The following is a 21588-nucleotide window of genomic DNA, read 5'->3' as shown; positions in this document are numbered from 1 at the left end:
GTTATAACATTGCATATTCGAGCGAAGTCAAAGCCAGTCCAGCGCCAGGACCAATCGTGGATGATCTCCGGGTGCCGGAGACCTGTGAACCAGGCCGCGTCCTTCGTTTCCTTCCCAGGCCTCACCCTTGAGTAGTCCAATGGCACCGGTTGCCAGGCGTTCAATATCGCTGGTGTCGACTGACTGATCGGGCAGGGGCCCGGAGCTGTCGGGGCGTGTTACCTGTGCCTCCCGCAGCCATCCAGTTGCCCGGAAGAAGCCGTCAATGCCTTTGCAAATCGGGTAACTCCCGGGCGCAAGCTGCGATTCCATACCGCCAGGTTGACTTCGTTGCGAAAGATATCCGTCAGGCATTCGGCCTGATCGCCCACAATGGCCATCGGCGTTTCCAGTGCAGGGGGTTGAAGTGTCATGGTTCTGTCCTGTTTGAACGTGTTGGCTTTGGCAAGACGCCGGCTGATCGATTTCGGCGTAAATGTTATGTTATAACATAATACTTGTGAACCCCGACGTTGACTATCTTGCTGAGAATTTCTGAGAGAGGTTTATGAATAATGAGTAAAACCAATCGATTACCTGTAACTGTACTGTCCGGTTTTCTTGGAGCCGGAAAAACCACCGTGCTGAGCCACATTTTGAATAACCGTGAGGGCCGCCGTGTGGCGGTCATCGTCAATGACATGAGCGAAGTGAACATTGATGCGGCTCAGGTGCAGAAAGAAGTGGAGCTGAACCAGGCGGAAAAGCGTTCTGGCAGACCCTCAACGATCCCTTTCCAGCCTGGGGGTGGTACGGAGCTGCAATTACCTTGAGGTGTCACGTCGTCGTTGAGTATTGCCGGACGGGGTGGCACTTCTATTGGCGCCGGTCCGCGTTTCGCAACCAGCCTGCTGTTTCAGGTCCAGCCACGCCTGAAAGATGCTGCTGGCGTTACCGGCTAATTGGGTTGCTGTTCTGCTCATCACACGCTCTCCTGTTCACCCCATCTTCTGAAAGGTTAGCAGCTAAAAATTGTAATGCAAACGATTGTCATTAGTATCTCTAGCTTGCCTCCTTGTTTGCAAAATCTGCAAATGATAATTATTATCATTTAATGGGTCAAAACAAGGAGCCGTTATGGAATTTCTATGTCCCAATCACCGCCGGGTGTTTGCTGACTTGCCGTTGGATGAACAAAAGGAGCTGTGGCTGCTCTGGATGGAAGGCGCTTTCACCCGCTACGAGTGCGGTGACCGGCGTGATGTCATCTCGCTGTCTGGCAGTGCGTTTGACCTGGCCTGCCTGTCTCACCGCAGTCATGATGAGTGCATGCACATCGAGTTGACCCTTTCCGCGATACTGGTGTTTCGCGCATTGTCGGATCAGGGCGATCGTTCCGGTGCCGAGCAGGTGTTGGCAAGGGCTCTGGAGCAGTTACAGCCGGATGGGACCTGTGCGTCCGATCCGGAGGGCTGTTGTGGCGTTGGGGAATGCATGGAGGTATTGCTGGACACATCCATGCACTGCGACTTTTTCGCGGACTATCTCAACTGGCCAACGATCCCTTTTGCGCCTTGCACGGCCCATCGTGCCCGGGTGCTCCACTGAGAAGAGGGGTATGTAAAAGTCCTATGGTTGTTCGCTACCTAACTGTATAAACTCAGTCCTGATTAACCTGTTTTTCACGCATCAGGAGGCAGTAACACCATGGCAATCTGGACCCAAACCCCCAATCTTGAACAGATGATGGAAGCCAGCAGGAACACGGCGGTCAACCACATGGGTATCGAATACCTTGAGTATGGGGATGACTATGTCAAAGGCCGTATGCCGGTTGATGAGCGTACCGTTCAGCCTTTTGGCATCCTGCATGGCGGTGCCTCCGTTCTGCTGGCGGAAACCCTCGGGAGCATGGCGGCGAACTGTTGCCTGAAAGACCCGAACACGGTTGCGGTGGGGTTGGACATCAATGCCAATCATATTCGTCCGGTGACCGGGGGCTGGGTTTACGGCACAGCCAGGGCCCTGCATATCGGTGGCGCGACCCAGGTGTGGGAAATTCGTCTTGAGAATGAACAGGGCAAGACCACCTGTATTTCCCGCCTGACCATGGCCGTGACCAAGCGCCCGTAACAAGCCCGCCATTGGCGAATTCCAAGGGCGTATCAGCGCCCTTGTAACATAAAGGTTTCGTATTCCAGTCGGTCAAACTTCCTTGATAGCAGGGCCAGCCCGGCCAGCGCGGACACCAGTGTGGCTGCTGCGTAGCCGTAGCCGTAAAATGCTGCTCCCAGATTGATCGTGATCAGCGTAAATACGATGTTTGACGTCAGAAACAGAAAGCAAAGTGTGAGGTTGATCCCGCGTGCGTCCAGATAGAAGAGCACGTTCTGGATCGCCAGCAGGATCAGCTGAATACTGACGGCGACCAGATCGACGTAAAACAGCGGCAGGTAGAGGGTGGAAATGCCAATGGCGGAGAGCAGTTCTTTACCCCAGAGGAACAGGAGAACGACGGTCAGGCCCTGGACTTTGCAGATCTCGTAGATCCCGTTACGGGCAACCAGCACCATGTCATCGCGAAACCCGTTGATGCGACCAATGGTGTCGCCGTTTCGAACCGCATCGTAAAAACGCTCGTAGGCTTCGGAGAAATCGGTCTCCATACGCACAAGAAAGACGGCCATGCCTGGAATGATCGCAAGATAGGCCAGGAAGATCGGCAGATCGTAAATGATGGACGCCCGTAATTCACCGATGATGGATTGGGAGGTGTGGGGGTGGAACCAGAAGATGATTTTATCCGCCCACACAGCCGCGTTGAATAGAAGACCGGTAAGGATCAGCGCCGGGAATATTTGTTTACGGCGGGCAAAATCGAAGCGTATGAGGGTTTCGCCCGGGTATTGCCGGATAATGGTATAGAAGAAACTGAAAAAGAGCAGGCTGTGCCCCATCAACAGACCTGTCAGTAACCCCTCCAGTCCGAAACTGGCAAGCTGCAGGGAGGCAGTGATGGCGGTGGCGTAGCCCAGGGCAAAGACAACAACGATGCGGCGATAGGACTTCATGCTGGAGAGAAAGATGGTGACCGGCCAAAGGTTGCACAACACCACAAAGTTGGCCAGCATCAACAGCTTGTACATCACTGAGGTGTCCGGGAATAACCACACCAGCGCAAGAAGGCTGATCGCCAGTGACAGCAAGGTGGAGACCCAGATTACCCCCATCAGGTTGGGCAGGATGACCGGGTTGCGGTTCTCGTATAGCCGGTCCGCCACCCAACGGGTAAACACGTGCTGGAACAGCCCGGAGAGAATCAGGGAAACCGCCATCAGATAGGTGACCGACACCAGGAACTGCACAACCTCGGTTCCCGGTATTGAGAGATTGATGCTGATAATGCCAATCAGCATGACCCCGAGTACAGACAATACCCATGGGCCTGAACTGATGACGCCGGCCAGGCCATAGGCGCCCAGCAGACTGGTCAGGCTGTCGTTCTTGAGTATGCGCCGCAGTTCGAAACCGATACCTGCCATCAGGATTCCCCCGGCCGCGAATCCAGCGCGTCGACGTAGATGTTGCGATAGGCGTCGAACATGCTCTCGAGGGTGTAGTAGCGTTGAACTCTTTCGAGGCCGGCTTTCTGCGCCCGATGCCAGAGATCCTCATCCAGCAGTAACCGGATGGCTTCGCGGGCGGTCGCTTCCGGATCGGCAATTGGCACCACCGACCCGCTGCGCCCGAGGGCGCGGTCCTCTTCGGACATGCCTTCCAGCAGCTCCCGGCAGGCGCCGACATCCGTCGCCAGGCACGGCAGGCCGGCTGCATTGGCTTCAAGGATGACCAATGGCAGAGCTTCTGAAATGGAGGTCAGTACCATCAGGCCCAGCTGCGGCAGAATGTCGTTTACATTCTGGAAACCAAGGAACCGGACCCTGTCTTCCAGCTCAAGGCTCTGCACCAGCTCCTTGCATTCTGTCACGTAGACCGGGTCTTCTTCTTCCGGCCCGACGATCCAGCCTTCGGCGTCGGGGATGACCTCGCACACCGAGCGCATCGCCCTGATAAAGGTCTTGATGTCCTTGATGGGTACAACCCGTCCGACCAGCCCCAGCACCGGGGGAACCCTTTCCGGGCGCGCAGCTCTGGCGGCCTCGAAGCGGGTTGGTTCAATACCGTTGGGAATGATCCGGGTCTTGTTTTCATCCGCCCCGTCAGCCAGTTGCCGCGCGCGGTTACCCTGATACAGCGATACCACGGGATCGGCCTGCTGGTAGGTGAGACGCCCCAGCGCTTCGAAAAAGCGGATCCAGAGCTGCCGGATATAACCCAGCTGATCGTTGATGTTGGCGCTGACCAGGTCACTCGGGTCCTGAATCCACTCGGCCTGGGACAGGTCGATTTTGCGTTCTTTGGTATAGATGCCGTGCTCGCTGAGTGCAAACGGCACGTTGCGCTGTTCGCTCACCATGGCGCCAAGCAGGCCGGCATAACCAGTCGAGATTGAATGAACCATGCCGGTTGTTGGCAGGGTCCGGGCGATCTCTGCCAACTGGAACAGTGGGGCATGCATGATACGGATGGTCCAGAAGTAGTCGACAAACGAAGGTTCGGTGCAGAATTGGCGGTAGCTGTCGTCAATCATCGACCAGCTTTCCTCGCTGTAGAGGAAATCGTCGCGGGTAATACCACGCTTGGTCCCGAGTTGCCGGAAAATATCGTGAAGGAGGTTGGCGGGTACAGTCTCGCCCTTGCGAAACCTGTCGTGCAGTTCCCGTTGGTCCTGGAACGCTTTCCTGTTGCCTTTTCTTGGCGTTGGTTTCTGCTCCTTCCTGACATCCATGATGTAATGACACTCAAAATGGACCACATTTTCAGGCAGTTCATACTGCTGCTGGCCATAATGGGCAGGGTCGCCGCCAAGAAAAACCAGCGAAAAGGTGTATTCGGGCAAGCCAGTGATGATCTGGTGAACCCAGGAGGACACCCCGCCGCGGATAAACGGATAGGTTCCTTCCAGTAACAGCGTTACGTCTGCCTGCGGAGATCCGGATTGCCGGGGCGTTGTCACAGCCATCCCTCCATCACCAGGCGAACCGATGGGTGAGGCTTGAACCTGGCAAGGCTGGCCAGGCAATAACGGACCCGCTGAAAATCCCGTTCAAGAAAAGCCACTTCAGCCTGGTAGGGGAGGAGCAGTTGTGGCGGCGCTCCGAGCGCCAGGGACCGGTCAAAGGCATGACGGGCCGCGATTACATTGCCCAGTGCGAGCTCGATACGACCGAGTAAACGCCAGTCGTTATGTCGGGACAGTTCGCTGGTCAGCTCCTGCAGTATGCGTTTGGCGCTATTCAGGTAGTAGAGTCTCAGGCTGCCCTGTGCCAGTCCGAGGTAGGCCATCTCCCACCAGGTCTGGGCCAGTCGTCGCTTCAGCCGTTCGCGGTTGTCCGACAGCTTCTCGTCCAGTGCCATTTGCAGGTTGCGTGCCTGGCTGGCAAGGACTTTTTCCTTCTGCTCCAGCATGGAATAGGCCAGTAGCCGGATATCATCCGCCGGATCTTTGAGGGCTTCCTGGAGCAGTCCGATGGCATCACGGTCGGCCATCTGTCGGGTGGCGAGCAAGGCTTTGAGGCGCTTGTCTGTGCTCCCCGCTTCGCGCAGAATCTGACGCAACCCGCCCTCGCTGTAGATGACCTGCTGGTCCATGTCGACCGGCTGAAAAGGCAGTTCGGGTATCTCCAGCTCCTGCCAGGCGACATCGCGTTCGAATCTGGGCAGGTACAGTGCGAGCAGTACACCGGTGAATACCCCAAGACTGCCAAGAAACGGGATGGCAAACTGCAGTGTAAACAGAAACAGCCCCGGCAGGAGCAGGCGGCTCCGGTAACGGGGGGGCAGCAACGGCAGCAGAACAAGCGTCAGGAACCCGCAGGCAAACGCATGGGCGGTCAGGTATCCGGTGATGGCAAGGGTATCCGTCAGCCCTGCTATCAGGCCATAGATACCGCCGCCTTCAAGCAATATCGCCAGTGCAGCCAGCCACGCGTTGGTCATGATGAAGCCTCCCCCTTCAGGAAGCCGCTCAACCATTCGCTTGCGCTGGTCTTGCCGGTGATCATCAGTGACTGGACCTGAGCAAGCTCTGACAGGGTCTTGCCGGTGTGGGTCCGGATATCATCTTCCAGTCTTTGCAGGTAAGCGGTTTGCCCGAGTTCATCCGTCAGCGGAAGCAGAATGGCCAATTGATGGCCGTTTTTATCCGGGAGTTCTGCAATGACATCGAGACCACGGCGTAACTGGCGGATGCGCGCTGTCACTGTTTCGGCATCGGGTTCGGAGGCGAATGAGAAGTGCACCACTGCAGCCGGAAGTTTGTGATCCCTCGCGTCACAATCGGCACGATCCATCTGGAAACGAAACTGCTGCCACTCGGTATCAGCCTCGGGGGATATATGCGCTTGTTGACGAACAATGTCCGCCATGTGCCCGGTAAGAATGGCGAGAAGCCGTAAGGTCTTGGGCTGAAAGTTGAAGAATGGCATGGCTTCGACCACCACCATGCCTATCACCGTTTGCTGGGAAGTAATCAACGGTATGGCCAGCAGCAGATTGGTGTCCAGCTCCTCCAGCTTCTGCCGGTATTCACTCTGGAGAGACACCAGTTTACGCTCCTGCAGTGCGTGCTGTAGCAACGGATCCTGTTTGTGTACGTCCTTGAAATTTCCGATTCGGGCAACAGGCTGTTCCACGAGGGTGTCGTTGTTCACCCCGTAAATGGCCGCAATCTGAAGCTGGCCGTAGCGAACCAGCAGTTGCAGCATCAGGTCGCCGGTTTCCGAATTCAGGCCCCGGCCATTGGCGTGGGCTATTTCATGATAAAGCCGCCTGAGCGCCTCGCGCAGACTGCTTGAGCTGCCGGCGATCTGTTGCTCCAGGCGATCATGGGAGACCTTCAGCAGGTAGAAGTTGCGGGTAAACTCCTCCAGCCGCACCTGGCGGTAACGATTACTGGCCTTCAGTTTGTCCGCCTGGCGTTCCCAGTAATCCCGGAATTCACCGGCAAGAAGGCTTACGGCCAGAATCCCGGTACTCCACACATAGGGAAATTCTCCACCCGGAAGCAGCGTCAGGCGGAAGGCGATACCCACGGTCCCCAGCAACAGCAAGGATGACACCAGTCCCATAAAGAAGCCGTATCTCAAGGCCACCAACAGGGGCGCCAGTGCTGGCCAGGAGAAACTGCCCGTCAGGAAGAACGGGTCGTCGGGGCGATTCCATGCGCCGATGAAAACGAACAGGGCCGTCACCGCCAGGGTTTCAAACCATTTCAACAAAAATCGTTCTGGCAGGCGCTCAGTCCCGGCGTTTTCCTGGGTATAGCTCATGGCGTCAGTTGCGCTCTCCGGAGGTGAGTGGCATGGCTTCCAGCAATGACTGCAATACTTTGTGGCCGGCCACGCTCAGACCCTCGCGGCCCCAGCCGGTTCTGGCGCCGGTACCTGACCAGACGATCTGATCAGAGGTGGGGTCACGGACTTCCAGGGTGATGCCAATGGCCGGTTCTCCGTCCAGGCCATCTTTATAGCGCCACTCATCCACCGTTCCGGAGATAACAAGATCGGCTCCGTTCTCCAGTGCCTGGGACAGGGCCTCCTGCTGCCGGGCCCGGTTGTCATAGACCAGTGGGTCCCGATCCTCCGGCAGGTATAACCGGACATCCGTGGCACCGTTGGCCCTCAGCAATGCGCTCAGGATACTCGCGGCCTGATCGCCTGCCTGGGGCGTTTGCGACAGGTTGCTCAGGGGAATGACTGCAAACCGGCTGTCCAGACTGACCGGCTCGGCGTTCTCCTGACTTTGCATGACAGAGCAGCCGGCCAGCCATATTAAGCTTAAGCACAATCCAATGGAACGAAGCGTCATACGGGTCTCCTTTAACGACCGAAAAACAGAGTGTATGTAAGGTTTAGGTTGGTTCTGGAGCTGCCATCCAGGCCGTCCGAGGTGTAGCCAGCTGACAACGACAGCGAATCATCACCGATGACGCGCCAGCCAAGCCCCAGGTCCACTCCGAAATCCGGACTTGAAGTGGATAGTACATAACCTGCGCCCAATCCCACAAAAAAGTGTGGCTCAGGCGTGGTGCGATAGAGCGCATGGGGTTCGCCGTGAAACCAGCGTGACCGGATGCCAACCCGCTCGTAGGTTTCCGCTACCAGGTCTCCGGGCTGCAGGGGTTGCGACAGGGCCGCTGAGGTCTTCGGGCCCAACTGATCCGCCAGATCGAGTTGTTGGCGGCGGTAGCTGGCGGTAATTGCCCATCCCGGATCCTCTCTGAACAGGGTGTAGGTGCCCGTGGCATCCAGGCCATAGCCTGTTGCCAGGGAGTCTCCGGAGCTGTCATTAATGGACATGCCCTCGAGCCCGGCGGCTAGCTCCAGCCTTGAGACGGGCGTATACCGCGCTGATGCATAGACCCGGTCCCGGGCGGTCAGCCACCAGGCTTCGGCGCTGTCAGGCGTTCGCTCCTTCAGTGCAATTCCACCGTTCAGGCTGATCCGGTCCGCAGGCCGACTGTCTATCTCTGCGCCCAGGGCCGTATCCGTTCCCCCAAACCGCGACAGCTGTCCCAGTTCCAGCGTCAGCAGTGTATTGCGGCTATTGTTTTGCAGCCTGATCCGATAGTCGCGTTCGAGTTCGGGGCGTTCCCGCAATCGTCCCCGGGCGTCGGCCCGCCGATCCGATGCGTTGAAATACCAGCGCCAATGGTCATGGCTGAATTCGCCGCTTACGCTGGTGGAACGTACCCCAAATTCGCCGAGATCCATGATCGACAGGCCGGTTTGCAGGGCGCGGTTGTCAAAACGGTAAAGCGGCTCATTCACTGCGCCGGTCTGATTGTCTGATGGATAGAGTAGGTTCTGTTTGCTCTGTTGCGTGCTTGTTCCGCCGAGCGCGATGGATTGTCGGCGGTAGGCCGAGCCTTCGGCCCTGGCATCGTTTTGCTCTACCAGGGGCGCCATGGCCAGTAGCCAGTCGGGATTGTTCTGTTGCACCGATCGCCCCCGGCGTGCCCAGGCCAGGGCTCGCTCTGAGTCTCCCAGCGCCTGATAGCCGTAGGCCAGTGCTGAGTAGGCTTCGGCGGGGGGATTGTTCGAGAGCCGCTTGAGCAGCTCGGGCAGTGGGCCAGGCAAGCGTTCCGGATGCCCCATGAGGAACCAGCTCCAGCTGATCAGCACCTCCGTGTTGTACGGGGCCAGACGGACCGCCTCCCTGAAGGCCTGTTGAGCCGCATCGTTCCGATTCTGTTGCTGGCGGAGCAGGGCCGTGAGTGTCCAGAACCGGGCGTTGGTCAGCGCTTCCGGGAATTGCTGTCGCCATCGTTCCAGGGTGCTTTCCAGCTGGTCCCAGTTGTTCATCGAAAGCTGGTATTCAGCCGTTGCCGCCAGATACCTTGGATCACCGGTGTCCTCAAAACGGATTTCGGCCAGTGTGGCCGCTTTGGTGTAATCGTTGAACCTGACGGCCAGGTTGATCATTTGCTCCTGCATGCTGGCATCCAGCTCGTCAAAAGGCAGGGCGGACAGCCTTTCGTACTCTGTTTGCAGAATATCTTCCTGACCAAGCATCGCGCCAAGCTCCAGTCGTATCGCCGAGGCTTCCGCTGCCAGCTTCGGGTCTGAGGGCTGGAAGTCCAGTGCCGCCAAAGCTGACTCGGGGTCACGGATCCGCCAATAAAGCCTGGCCAGCCGTATACGTTCGGCATCGGTCAGGGACGGTTGAGCTTGCAGAAACCGGATAGCTTCCGGAAAGCGTCGACGGTTGATCAGCAGGGTAATCTTTCGTTCGCGCAGCGACTCATTGTTCGGGAAGCGCTTCATCCCCTCGTCCAGTCTGGCGCCTGCTTCATCCAGCCGGCCATTGCGCACCAGGCTGTCGGCAAGCAGTTCGAAGCCACGGGCGTCAATCGTATTATTGGCCGCCGCCTGGCTGAGGAGGGCTGTCAGCGCTTCCCAGCGGAAAAGTTCGCGAGCCAACGCTGTGGCGCGTTCGAATGCCGTCTCTGATCCGGACTCCCGGTACAGGCGTCGCCAGTAGGAGAGTGCTTGCTCCGGATAACCGTTCCACTCGAGAATCCGGGCAGCGCGGCGCCGGTCTTCCCGGGTCATGGCCTCTGGCTGTTGCTCGATGCGTCTCAGTGCTATCAATGCACGGTTGATATCCCCTCTGGCCAGTTGTGCGGTTATGAAGTCTCGCTGCACCTCGAGGTTATCGGGTTCCAGGGCCGCCAGCTGGCCAAGCCATCGCTGTCTTGGTTCCGAAGCATCAGCGAGTTCCGCCAGCCGAATACCCTGACGTAACTGGTCCGCGTCCAGTGTCGCCGGCTGGCTGGCGCGGAACCTGGCCAGAGCCTGTTCCGGGCGACCCGCGGCCAGTTCGAGGCGGATCAGGTTGGATGTGAATCCTGTTTTCTCTTCTTGCGGCACAAGCTCAGACACGGATTCAAGGGTGCTGATGGCCTCTGCATGTCGCCCAAGAGCTTCGTACTCGCGGGCCAGATTCTTGCCAAGGGACAGGTGCATCCGACCGTCGGATTGCGAGAACAGTTCAGTCTGGATCGACAGCTGTCGCGCGGGCGACAGTAGCGGAAATACGGGCAGGGCAAGGTTCTGTTTGCGTTCGGCGGAGTAGGATTGTGCCAAGAGCCGGTCGATGGTCGACGACAGTTCCCGCCTGACCAGTTCGCGACGATCGCCTTCCGGTGCCGCCTGATATTGACTGACCAGCAACTCAAGGTAGCTTTCCAGGGCTCTTGATGGAATTCGCTGCTTTTCCAGTAGCGGGGCCAGCGTTGTCCGGGCTTTGTCTAGCTGGCCCACCTGACGTTGCATGCGGCCAAGATTGATGCGCAGGGGAACGTTGTCAGGGTCAGACTTCAACAATGTCTCAAAATAGGCGATAGAGACCGCGTCGGGGTCTGAAAGATGCTGCATGTCCTCGAAAACAGACTGCCGGGGAAACAACACATACAGCACCAGGGCAAAGAGAAATCCCATGAGGAGTAGCGCTGGCAGGCTGAAAAATGAGGGTTTTCTACGTGCCATGGATCAGCTGCACTCCAGTTCCAGGCGGATCCTGTGGTTAGCCGCGCTGGAGAAAACCAGACGCTTGGCGTCCGCGTCGCGGGACTGCTGAACTGGGGCTTTATTTGTGATCTTGCAGTGGTCGGCGCCGGCCAGCCTGAGGCTGACCGGTTGGTGGCCTTGCAGGGCAATCTTCAGCAACCACTTGCCGGAAGCCTGATTGCGTTGCCACTCGGTGATCACGGCGTTGGCGCTCTCAACGTACGGTCCTTTGGTCGGCGCCGGCGAAAGGTGGAGCATTGGCTCTGCCCCTACAAGATGGACAAAGCGTTGCTCCGCCACATCGTTATAGCCAGCCACCCCCTTACTGCGGGCCAGGTCAGGGAACCGATCCCGCGAGATTCTCACCGTTGATGGCGAGCCGATGCCGCGCCACTGGTAGCCGCCGTCGCCGGTAACGGTCATGGCTGAGTAGTACTGAGACTGCACCCGTTTGGCGTAGTCGCTCAGAAACAGGGGAGTGACCGACTGACCGCGGGCGTACTGGTACACTTCCTTTAGCGCGTTCAGGGATTCGGACCGGGTACCGGAATAAAAGTGGTAGTAGATACCAACCGGCTTTAATCGCCCCTTCGCTTCAAGTATTTCAAACGAGTCAATCACGTTGCGAAAGCCGTAAAAAGGTCCGGTCCAGAGGTTGGTGTACACGTTTTCGTTCATCACCGGGGCATAGACCTGTAATTCGTCACCCACGGGTCTGGCGTCTGGCCACACACCCGCGAGCTCGGAATCATAGGGCATCGGGTGTGTATCGCCCCCATTAATGTTAATCAGTCCCAGCTCGCGGACTTTGGCCAGAGCGCGTTTTCCCGGTCTGGCATCTCCCGTCCACAGAAATACCGAGACGGGTTTGTCTGGCGGTGTCAGCCGGTCGTTGATGTAGCTGACCGAGCCGTCGATTTCGCGGTCCAGGTTGGCGTTGTAGTCAGGAACGTTCATCGAATAGCCATACTGGGTAAATTCAAGGTCCGGGGCGGGGCCTCCCTCCAGAATCTGCCAGAAAAACGGATGACTGTAGGTGTGGGACGCCACCTCGACATTGTCCATCTCAAACATCTGCCGGGCCAGTGCTTCTGCTTCCCCACTGACGTCCGGGTAGAGCCCCTGAGGGGATGTTTCTGCCTCAATAACGGAGACGGTATGGGGCAGAGGGAACTGCTTCAGTATCTGTTTCCGGATCACTTCCGCGCTGAGCGGACTGCCGGGGAATTCGGCACGGGATATCAGGCCGTCGCCATCAATGTGTGCGGTGAGGATTCGCCGACCGCTTTCGGTGGTGCTGTCGATGGCCGGGAATGTGCCCAGCCGGAGGGCCTCGCGCAGGAACTCAAAGGGGTTGAACAGCCAGAACGCCTGATCGTCGGGGCCATGCTCTAGTACAAACGGGTCCAGTGCCGCCCCTCCGCTGTCAAAGGTGTAGACCGGGTGAAATTTTCTGCCGTCGTGGCCGGTTGCCGTTATCCAGGTAGTGCTGGATTGCATGGCTGGTAATGGAGATGTGGGTGCGGTCGGCAACCGACCGCCTTCGTATTGCCCAACTGAGGGGTGGAGTGAGTTGAAGGACAGCGGCGCCTCGGGAACCGCCAGGCGCGTAGTTTTTAACAGGGTCCTGCAGGCGGTCTCCACGGGAGCCTGGCCAAAGGTGATGACCGGCATGGTTGGCGATTGCCGACCACCCAGCCATTGGCAAAGGTCGCTGCTACGGTTGCCTGTTTCCCACCAGATGACCACTCCGGCATAACGGTCTTCCAGGGGCTCCTGGGGGTGTGGCTCCTGCGCGGATCGGTAGACCGGAACCAGCCCCAGGCGCTCCAGGATAATACCCAGACGACGGTGGGCGGCGCTCTGGTCCATGCGTTCAGTCGGTAGATCATGGATGACCAGCACGTGCCGCTTTACGGTTGCCGGCTGCGTGGGGCCCAGCCGATTGAGTGCTCCGTTGCTGATGTAGGGAATGAATCCTTCTTCCCGGAGGCGCCTTGCCTGGTCATCGGCGTTGTCGCCACGCCCGGCGTAGTCGATGGCAATGAGCGGGACAGCCGGATGTTCCTCACGCCAATGCGTTAACTGTCCCCCCAGCCATTCCCTGTCGTTGTCCGATACGATTGTGTACTGGTTGCGAGAGGCATCGTAGCCATTCCGCCAGGACTCGAACGCCAGGGCATCGATCAGCGGGTGAACGCTTTCAGGAAGGTGGAATCCGCGATTCGCGATCAGTCTGGCGGATGGATAGCGTTGTTTGATTGCCCTGATCAGACGAGCCTGACTTTCGGCGAAACTGGCAGGATCCTCCTTCCCCTGATCGGTCAGAAGATGACTGTCCAGTGTGTCCATGAATACACCCTGAAACCCTCGCTCCATGGCGGGAGCAACCAGCTTATCCAGAATGAACTGCTGAACTGCCGGGTTGTTGATATCCAGTACCGAGCTTTGCCAGGCGGTGTTTTTGCCCAGTTTCCAGTGATCCTTCAACTGACGGTAATACCGATGTGAACGCGCCATTTCGCCAATGCTGATATAGGTCAGTGGACGGGTTCCCCCCTTGTCCAGCAGGTCGAGACGGGCATCGGATGTCCGGTCCTGCTGCAGTACCACCCAGTCATAGGCATAGAGGCTGCCTATGGGAGCTTCGTCACCATAGTAGAACGCGACATTGTGAGGGGTGGACGGGGCTGAGAACCCAAAACTGCTGGCAAGAAGAGTGATAAACAACAGGCACGTTCGAGACATTTTATAATGGAATCAGCGTCGGATGATGAATGGGCGTCTGTCTAATCTAGCAGTTAAGCGGCATTGAAGGCATTTAATACGTCCACTTGCAAAAACCGATCAGATAATGTTCATTTGAGCGGCGAGCCGTCAAATCGGCGAAGTGCTAACCTCATTGTCTGAGGATTCCCGATAAAGGGGTTGTTGCCGTGGCCGATCATAGGAGTATATCACTATGGTGGCTGGCGCTTGCCGCTGGCCTTATTCCGTTTCTGACCATTCACACCACCTTTGTGGTCTCGGTGATGGAAGGCCATGTTTCCGCGTGTATCCCCTACTGGGACAGCTGCACCAGCATCAGCCGTACCGGGCGGAACGGCATGGCCTATTTCATCTTCAAGGGTGCGATGTTGCCAGCCGGGTTGCTTGGAATTCTGTTCTGGTGGCTGAATGGCCGCTGGTTGCGCCAGCTGGGAATCCACACCTCGGGCGTAGCCTGGATTCCCGGGCTTGGGCTTATCGCCTGCCTGTCTTTGATCGCGTATACCCTGGCGCTCGGTCACGCCGGTGACGGCTTCAACCTGGTTCGGCGCACCGGCGTGGTTCTGTATTTCTCGCTCACGTTCATTGCCCAGCTTTTGATCAGTGGCGCCCTGCGACATCATCCGACCTGGAACGAAACCGGCTCACGGCTCCTGAAGCTGTGCCAGCTCACTCTCGCAGTGGGCATCCTGTCGGTCATTCTCGATGGCGTGGTGCCGGAATTTCATGACCAGAGGGACAATGCCTTTGAATGGGTGCTGGCGCTGCTGATCAATCTCCACGCCCTATGGCTGGCTGTGCTGTGGCGGCGAAGCCGATTCCGGGCACGGCTCTGGGCGGAGTGAGGACAGGGCTCCCCTAAAGCGACAGTAGTCCACGCGCCAGAGCCGCCGTACCCGCTACGGCGGCGATGCCCAGGATGATTGGCCGAAGCCCCTCAACCGGCAGGCGGTGAACCAGTTTACCCGAAAGCCAGAAGCCGCCCAGAACACCGGGAAACGTGAGGGCGAACAGGGTGAGCTCCCGGGTGCCCAGATACCCCGACGCAAACAGCGCCGTTACGCTGAAAAAACTGGCGACCAGAAAGAATGCGGACATGTTTGCACGGACCAGCGGCCCTTTTTCATTCTGGTATATAAGGGCAATGGGAGGGCCGCCCACCGCGGTAATCGTGCCCATATAGGTAGACGCAGCGCCGGCAAGTACGCTGTTGCGGGCGTTCAGTCGCGGGCGTAAGCCGCCAATGCTCAGCATCACGCCGGTCAGTATCAGCACCCCGAATATCAGTTCGAACCCCTGGGGCGACAGGATCAACAGTGTCAGACCGGCGAAAATGGTCCCCAGTGCCCCTCCGCCAATCGCGAAACGTACTTCGCGGAGTTGCAGGGCTCCCCGGTACCGGAACAGCATGAAGATCGTCAGGAGAACCGCATTCAACACCAGCGGCGCGGGTACGAACAGAGGGCTGATCAGGAACAGCAGTGGTGCCGAAAAGGTGCCTATGCCGTAGCCGGCAACGCCCTGGAGGCAAGCACCCGCAAGTAACGTCAGGTTGGCAAGCAGAATATGAACCAGGGCTACTTCGTCCAAAACAAGTCACCGATTGAGGGTAAGGGATCGTGATAGCACAGCCGGGAAACGGTTGGAACTGATAAACTGTGCGCCTTTATCACAGTATAGTGGAATGAGAGTATCCGGATGACAGCCCAATCCTCCGTTGAACAGCAACACTGCCCCTGCGGTTCCGGCGCAGCCTACCATGCCTGTTGCCAGCCATTTCATCAAGGCAGCCTGGCACCCACGCCGGAAACGTTGATGCGCTCGCGGTATTGCGCTTTCGTTTTCAGGCTTGCCGGCTACCTGCTGGAAACCTGGCACGAGAGTACCCGCCCCCAGTCCCTGGATACGGAACAGTCGCCGGACTGGGCCTCCCTTCGTATTCTCGATACGTCCACCCGGGGCGATGCCGGAATGGTGCATTTCCGTGCGGTCTATCGTTTGGGTGACGGCTGGGGGTATCTGGAAGAAACATCGAATTTCACAAGGGAAGATGGCCGTTGGTATTACGTGTCCGGTGACACCACGGAAGGCCAGCTGAAACCCGGCCGCAACGAACCGTGCCCCTGTGGAAGCGGTAAAAAATACAAGGCGTGTTGCCTCTGACTATCTGGCTCGCTGGCAATGTCAAACCATGTAAAACATTGGGTGCGTTATGCCTCTGGCGAATTTTCCCGATGTACTATCCCTGTCTCAATCCGCATTCTTATACCAACACAAGGAAAATCAGGATGTTTAAGACAAGGGCGTTGTCTTGCGTGTTAGCCGGCGGTTTTATGGCCGGTATCGCTGGAGCGGCTTCTGCAGAGGACTTGGTTTACGTCGGTCTGTCCGGCGGCGTGGCAGAAGTGAAGGATTTTTGCGACGACATTGATTCCGGTTGCGACGATGAGGCAACCACCGTTCGCGTCTATGCCGGCGGATTCATTGATAAGTACCTGGCTTTTGAAGGCGGCTATCGGTTTGTCGACGATGTCACGATGGAGGCATCGGTGCCGGGTATGAGCGCGAGGCTGGATATGGGCTATCACATGTTCGACGGCTCGTTGCTGGTGTTCACGCCCAATTTTGGTCCGGTCCGCCTGTTTGCCAAAGTCGGCGGCCAGTTCTGGCGCCAGGACATCAGCGCCTCAGTGACTGGTCTGGGCAGTGCCAGTGACGATGAACAGGGTTTCTCTCTGCGTACCGGTGTTGGCGCTACCGTGGATATCACCGAGTTCTTCGGCTTGCGGGTGGAGTATGATTACCTCCAGAGCATTGGCGAAGACGTTGCCGATATTGAGAATTTCAAGTCGGATATCCATGTGATTTCCGCCGGGCCTGAATTCAGGTTCTGATATCCTGAACCAGCCATGAAACAATCCATAACCGGCTATCACAAAGACGAGGAAAACCATTGGGTTGCGCAACTGGCTTGTGGTCATAACCAGCATGTGCGCCATGAGCCGCCCTGGGTAAACCGGCCATGGGTTGTGTCCGAAGAAGGGCGGGCCTCGATGGTCGGATTTGAATTGGATTGTAAAAAGTGCGATGAGGGTGCTCCGGCGGATGAGCGCCCATCGCAGTCATCTCTGCTCCCCTGAGTCACTGCAGTATCCCCTCCCATGGCATATGAGGAGCAGATTCTTCATAGGTGCCGTCCGATGGTAGATACTTTAGTCTACACTCGGTTCAAGTCCGTAACAGGATGGCCGATACACCTCTTATCGTAATCAACTGTCGTTAAACGAGTTCGTATGCACGGACTCCCCCGACAATGAATTCCGGTAACACCGCCTTAACAAACTGGAACAGATGTGTTTGCAGGCCTGTGCATAATTGCACCACAAGCACCGATTATAATGGGGTATGCGCCTATGACACTGATGACTCGATTGAAAATCCGTTCCCGACTGCTGCTGGCTGTAATGGTCCCGGTTCTGCTTACGGCCGCTACCATTGCCTGGATTACTGCAAGTCAGATCAGTGCAAACGGTGAGGCGGAGCTCGAGCGTCTGGAAGAGAGCCTGCTGGATGCCCGCAAAACCGGGCTGAGGAATCTGGTGGACGCAGCCCGTGCAGTGGTCATGGAAGCGAAGAACGACCCGAACCTGTCAGAGTCGGAAGCCAAGGAGGCAGCGGCAGCCCGTTTGCGTTCGATTCGATTCGATAAGACCAATTATGTATTTGCCTACACCCGGGACGTCAACAACCTGGCGTATGCCCCCGATCCTTCGAAGGAAGGCCCCACGGATAACCCGACTGTCAGGAAACTGATCAGAGACCTGTTTGATGCTGCTGAAAGCGGTGGCTTTTACGGATACGACTGGATGAATCCCGCCTCTGGCAATGAGGAATCCAAGGTGTCCTATTCGACCATTATCCCTGAATGGGATTGGCTGGTTGGCGCCGGTGTATACGTGACGGATATTGACGCCGTGGTAAACGCCGCCCGCGAGGATGTCGAAGAGAACATTCAGGCCACCCTTGGCTTTATTCTGCTGGTGACTGTCATCGTGGTTCTGGTGGCCCTGTTCATTGGGTTGTTCGTTGGCCGTACCGTGACCAAGCCGCTGAAAGTCGTCAGTGACATGATGCAGGAAATCGCTGACGGCGAGGGTGATCTGCGTCAACGCCTGCCGGACGAGGGCACGGATGAACTGGCGGAGCTGGGGCGGCGCTTTAATAACTTCGTCATCAAGATCCAGGGCACCATCCGTGAAGTGGGGTCCACCACGGATCAGGTGGCGTCGGCTGCTGAAGAACTGAGCCGGGTGGCGAATGAAACCCGCGCATCGGTGCAGGAGCAGGGATCCGAGACCGACCAGATTGCTTCTGCCATCAATGAGATGGCGGCGACAATCCAGCAGATTTCAGGCAATGCCAATGAAGTGGAAAGTGCCGCTTCGGATGCCGATCGCATGGCGCGGGATGGTGGTGAAACCATCACCAATGCTCAGGCCGCAGTTAACAAGTTGTCTGGTGAAATTGAGGAAACCGCCCGCAGCATCAACTCCCTGGCTGAAAAGTCGGACGATATTCAACAGGTGCTGGATGTGATTCATGCCGTCACCGAACAGACCAACTTGCTGGCGCTGAACGCCGCTATTGAGGCTGCCCGCGCCGGTGAGCACGGTCGCGGTTTCTCGGTGGTGGCCGATGAGGTTCGTCAGCTGGCCAAGCGCAGTGCGGAGTCGGCCGACCAGATTCGCGAGATGATCGGTGGCTTCGTCAGCGAGTCGCGGGCGGCCGTTGACCGTATGAATGCATCCCGTGATCACTCCACGGAAACGGTTGAGCGTATCAATCACGCCACCAGTGCCCTGGGTACCATCGAAAAATCCGTGGGTCAGATCCATGACCAGGTGACGCAGATTGCAACGGCAGCCGAACAGCAAAGCCAGGTGGCCGAGGAGATCAATCAGAACGTGGTACGCATCGTGGACGCCGCTCAGCGTAGCGATACCGGCGTGACCCAGACCAATGAGGCCAGCCATGAACTGGCGCGCCTGGGCGAGAACCTGCGGGAGTTGGTGGGGCAATTCAAGGTATAAACTGCGCGGGTAAAGGGAACCCTTTCTCTCCGTTGTTCGTTAGTTGGTGACAGGGCGTCAGCTTTGTGACCAACAATAACAACGACGGATGAGACAATGGTACATAAAATAAAACTGGGCGGGATTGCTCTGTCAGCAATCCTGCTTTCCGGCTGCCTGAGCAGCAGCGGCGGTGATGACGATTCGAATGCCCCGGCACCTGTCGTCGGGGGTGATCAGCAAGTCTTCAAGGCCACCCTCAAGCGCACGGCCTTCGGTATTCCCCATATCGAAGCCGATGACTTCGCCAGTATGGGTTATGCCTACGGTTACGTTCAGGCTGAGGACAATCTCTGCCTCCTGGCGGAGGATACCCTGACCGTTCGCGGGTTGCGTGCCCGCTTCCTCGGGGCCGATGGAACCTATCAAATCCCGTCCAATGGGGCGACGACCACCAACCTCAACGCCGACTTTTTCTGGCGAGCCACGGCAACGGATGAAGCCATACAGCCCCTGAAAACCGGTAGCGATCCGGAGGTTGGCGAGGCTTCCCGTGGGTACGTTGCCGGGTTCAATCGCTACCTGCGGGAGCTCCGCAATGGAGAGCACCCCGGACGGCACGAAGCTTGCCGCAGCGAACCCTGGCTGATGGCGATGGAAGAGGATGATATGTACCGCCGTTATCTCCGCCTGGCGGTATTGGCGTCATCCTCTGTGTTTGTGGATGGGGTCGCGACAGCCCAGCCGCCGGAAACGGACGTGCCAGAGCTGTCCGCCGACGCGATTCTCGATGCGCTGGCCGATGCTGGCATTGAGGATGGCGGAGACCTGCCATTCCCCTTCGCGGACGAACTCCCCATCGGCAGCAATATGTACGGGCTGTCAGCCGAGGCCAGTCGCACAGGGGAGTCCATATTATTCGGCAACCCCCATTTTCCATGGGAGAAGACCGAGCGGCTTTACCTGGCCCACCTTAAAGTCGGGGATCAGGCCGAGATCATGGGCGCGGCACTCTATGGCCTTCCGGCGGTGCTGATCGGTTTCAATGAACATTTTGCCTGGAGCCATACGGTATCCACAGCGTATCGCTTCAGCTTCTACGAACTGACCCTGAACCCCGCAGACCCGACCCAGTACCTGTATGAAGGTGAGTTTGTGGATATGGATGCCACCGAGATCACGGTACAGGCAATGGATGAGAGCGGTGAGGTGAGTGACGTCACCCGCACGCTTTACAGTTCCCGTTATGGACCCATGCTGACTTTCGAGGCGGCAGGTGTGCCAATACTGAACTGGTCAAACGGCAAGGCATACACCCTGCGGGACGCCAATGCCGAGAATGACCGCTTGCTGAACCAGTTTTTCCGCTGGAACCAGGCCGACAGTTTCGAGGAATTCGTGGAACTGCATGGCAGCGTGCTTGGCGTGCCCTGGGTCAATACCGTCGCGACAGGGCCAGGAAAACCCGCCTATTACGGTGATCTGACGGTGGTGCCCAATGTTCCGGATAGCAAGGTGCAGGCGTGTGCCACGGTGTTGTCACCGGTATTTGATCTGTTGGCCCCGGGCCTGCCTCTGCTGGACGGCGCCCGTGCCGATTGCCAGTGGGACACGGATGCGGACGCTCCGGCAGACGGAGTATTCGGCCCCTCGAACCTGCCGTCGCTGCAGCGGAACGACTGGGTCCATAATTGCAATGACAGCTATTGGGTCACCAACCCGGCGGAGCCGCTGACCGGCTTTGCCGCCATCATTGGTGACGAGGAAACCCCGCGTTCACTGCGTACCCGTAAATGCATGGAGCAGGTGGTCCAGCGTCTGGATGGTTCCGATGGGCGCCCGGGCAGTACAGGGTTCGACCTGGCCAATCTACAGGACATCGTTCTCGACAGCTCCCTGATGTCCGAGCAATTGGCGCGGCAAGACGTTCTGAGCGCCTACTGCCCGCTTGGTGTTGTGTTGGGCAGCGATGGTCAGCCGGTGGATATTTCCGAAGCGTGTTCCGTTCTGCAGCGCTGGGATGGTACCCACAACCTCGGTTCTGTCGGCGGGCATATCTGGCGCGAGTTCTGGCGCAATGTGGACCCGCTTCCCGTGGAATCGCCTGATAAATGGCTGACGCCCTTCGATCCCGCGGATCCGGTGAATACGCCGGCGATGCTGAACGTGGCCAGTCCGCTGATTCAGGCGGCCTTCGCGGACGGCGTAAAAGCCATACAGAACTCTCCAATGGCAATGACCGCTGCCATGGGCGATGTCCAGGTGTCCGGCGTTCATGACACGGTGATTCCGCTGTTTGGTGGGGAAGGGTTTGAGGGCGCCTTTACCATTGCCATTTCTCGGCCAAACGATATCAGTGATGGGCGTTACGAGGTGAACTACGGCAACAGCTACATCCAGGCTGTCACCTGGGATGAAGACGGGCAGCCGGTGGCCGAGGGGTTTGTGACCTATTCCCAGTCGACCGACCCGGCATCGCCCTGGTTCAGTGATATGACCGAGGCTTATTCCGGCAAGCAATGGATTCGCTTCCCGTATCAGCAGGAAGAGATTGAATCTGATCCGGAGCTGGTGCGCTATCGCCTGGTGGAACTGGAACGGGAGTGACTGAAATAGCCAATTCAGCGGGCGCAGAGGCA

Annotated in this window: 19 protein-coding genes and 1 pseudogene; 9 read left to right on the top strand and 11 right to left on the bottom strand. The window is 57.8% G+C overall.

What is annotated here, in order from left to right; all coding sequences use genetic code 11:
• Window positions 1-27: 27 nt before the first annotated feature.
• The gene (locus tag ACJO3M_RS11500) at window positions 28-312 is read right to left on the bottom strand and encodes a DUF1826 domain-containing protein (protein WP_407001509.1); all 285 of its coding nucleotides are present in this window, start codon (window positions 310-312) and stop codon (window positions 28-30) included.
• On the bottom strand, window positions 219-413 hold the full coding sequence (locus ACJO3M_RS11495) for a DUF1826 domain-containing protein (protein WP_407001508.1): 195 nt from the start codon (window positions 411-413) through the stop codon (window positions 219-221). Before ACJO3M_RS11495 ends, ACJO3M_RS11500 begins: the two co-directional genes overlap by 94 nt.
• Window positions 414-554: 141 nt before the next feature.
• Between ACJO3M_RS11495 and ACJO3M_RS11490 the strand changes: the two are divergent.
• Window positions 555-749, top strand: a pseudogene (locus ACJO3M_RS11490) (GTP-binding protein); the annotation flags it as partial.
• Between the two features lie 54 nt (window positions 750-803).
• On the opposite strand, the gene ACJO3M_RS11485 reads toward ACJO3M_RS11490, so the two are convergent.
• On the bottom strand, window positions 804-962 hold the full coding sequence (locus tag ACJO3M_RS11485; protein WP_407001507.1) for a hypothetical protein: 159 nt from the start codon (window positions 960-962) through the stop codon (window positions 804-806).
• Window positions 963-1116: 154 nt separating this feature from the next.
• On the opposite strand from ACJO3M_RS11485, the gene ACJO3M_RS11480 reads away from it, so the two are divergent.
• The gene (locus ACJO3M_RS11480; protein WP_407001506.1) at window positions 1117-1587 is read left to right on the top strand and encodes a hypothetical protein; all 471 of its coding nucleotides are present in this window, start codon (window positions 1117-1119) and stop codon (window positions 1585-1587) included.
• Between the two features lie 99 nt (window positions 1588-1686).
• Entirely contained in the window at window positions 1687-2112 is a 426-nt protein-coding gene (locus ACJO3M_RS11475; RefSeq protein ID WP_407001505.1) for a hotdog fold thioesterase, read from the top strand.
• Between the two features lie 32 nt (window positions 2113-2144).
• Here ACJO3M_RS11475 and pelG read toward each other — a convergent pair whose 3' ends face one another.
• From pelG to ACJO3M_RS11440, 7 genes are all read right to left on the bottom strand, one after another.
• Entirely contained in the window at window positions 2145-3521 is a 1377-nt protein-coding gene (gene pelG, locus ACJO3M_RS11470) for an exopolysaccharide Pel transporter PelG (RefSeq protein ID WP_407001504.1), read from the bottom strand.
• A complete protein-coding gene (gene pelF, locus ACJO3M_RS11465; protein WP_407001503.1) occupies window positions 3521-5062 on the bottom strand; it encodes a GT4 family glycosyltransferase PelF in 1542 nt (513 codons plus the stop codon). Before pelF ends, pelG begins: the two co-directional genes overlap by 1 nt.
• Window positions 5053-6039, bottom strand: a complete 987-nt coding sequence (locus ACJO3M_RS11460; protein WP_407001502.1) for a polysaccharide biosynthesis protein — start codon at window positions 6037-6039, stop codon at window positions 5053-5055. The genes pelF and ACJO3M_RS11460 overlap by 10 nt, the downstream gene beginning before the upstream one ends.
• The gene (locus ACJO3M_RS11455) at window positions 6036-7370 is read right to left on the bottom strand and encodes a PelD GGDEF domain-containing protein (RefSeq protein WP_407001501.1); all 1335 of its coding nucleotides are present in this window, start codon (window positions 7368-7370) and stop codon (window positions 6036-6038) included. The genes ACJO3M_RS11460 and ACJO3M_RS11455 overlap by 4 nt, the downstream gene beginning before the upstream one ends.
• A gap of 4 nt (window positions 7371-7374) precedes the next feature.
• Complete coding sequence (locus tag ACJO3M_RS11450; protein WP_407001500.1) at window positions 7375-7848, bottom strand: hypothetical protein; 474 nt, start codon at window positions 7846-7848, stop codon at window positions 7375-7377.
• A gap of 71 nt (window positions 7849-7919) precedes the next feature.
• A complete protein-coding gene (locus ACJO3M_RS11445) occupies window positions 7920-11090 on the bottom strand; it encodes a tetratricopeptide repeat protein (RefSeq protein ID WP_407001499.1) in 3171 nt (1056 codons plus the stop codon).
• A gap of 3 nt (window positions 11091-11093) precedes the next feature.
• Window positions 11094-13859, bottom strand: coding sequence for a bifunctional glycoside hydrolase/polysaccharide deacetylase family protein (locus tag ACJO3M_RS11440; RefSeq protein ID WP_407001498.1), 2766 nt, complete (start codon window positions 13857-13859; stop codon window positions 11094-11096).
• 188 nt (window positions 13860-14047) lie between these two features.
• On the opposite strand from ACJO3M_RS11440, the gene ACJO3M_RS11435 reads away from it, so the two are divergent.
• Window positions 14048-14725 (top strand): Frag1/DRAM/Sfk1 family protein, encoded by a 678-nt coding sequence (locus tag ACJO3M_RS11435; protein ID WP_407001497.1) that lies wholly within the window; start codon window positions 14048-14050, stop codon window positions 14723-14725.
• A gap of 13 nt (window positions 14726-14738) precedes the next feature.
• Here ACJO3M_RS11435 and ACJO3M_RS11430 read toward each other — a convergent pair whose 3' ends face one another.
• A complete protein-coding gene (locus tag ACJO3M_RS11430; protein WP_407001496.1) occupies window positions 14739-15470 on the bottom strand; it encodes a sulfite exporter TauE/SafE family protein in 732 nt (243 codons plus the stop codon).
• Between the two features lie 108 nt (window positions 15471-15578).
• Between ACJO3M_RS11430 and ACJO3M_RS11425 the strand changes: the two genes are divergently transcribed.
• The 5 genes from ACJO3M_RS11425 (at window position 15579) to ACJO3M_RS11405 (ending at window position 21556) form a co-directional block, all read left to right on the top strand.
• Window positions 15579-16043 (top strand): YchJ family protein, encoded by a 465-nt coding sequence (locus ACJO3M_RS11425; protein WP_407001495.1) that lies wholly within the window; start codon window positions 15579-15581, stop codon window positions 16041-16043.
• Between the two features lie 125 nt (window positions 16044-16168).
• Window positions 16169-16774 (top strand): outer membrane beta-barrel protein, encoded by a 606-nt coding sequence (locus ACJO3M_RS11420; protein ID WP_407001494.1) that lies wholly within the window; start codon window positions 16169-16171, stop codon window positions 16772-16774.
• Window positions 16775-16789: 15 nt separating this feature from the next.
• Window positions 16790-17020 carry a DUF3565 domain-containing protein gene (locus ACJO3M_RS11415; protein ID WP_407001493.1) on the top strand — a complete coding sequence of 77 codons (231 nt, stop codon included), beginning with the start codon at window positions 16790-16792 and terminating at the stop codon, window positions 17018-17020.
• A 273-nt stretch (window positions 17021-17293) separates the two neighbouring features.
• Window positions 17294-18970 (top strand): methyl-accepting chemotaxis protein, encoded by a 1677-nt coding sequence (locus ACJO3M_RS11410; RefSeq protein WP_407001492.1) that lies wholly within the window; start codon window positions 17294-17296, stop codon window positions 18968-18970.
• Between the two features lie 96 nt (window positions 18971-19066).
• Entirely contained in the window at window positions 19067-21556 is a 2490-nt protein-coding gene (locus ACJO3M_RS11405; protein ID WP_407001491.1) for a penicillin acylase family protein, read from the top strand.
• Window positions 21557-21588 lie beyond the last annotated feature (32 nt).

The organism is Marinobacter alkalisoli (assembly GCF_045449795.1).
Lineage (GTDB): Bacteria > Pseudomonadota > Gammaproteobacteria > Pseudomonadales > Oleiphilaceae > Marinobacter.
The sequence above is the reverse complement of the archived record's forward strand: the minus strand, read 5'-3'. Positions and strand labels throughout refer to the sequence as shown.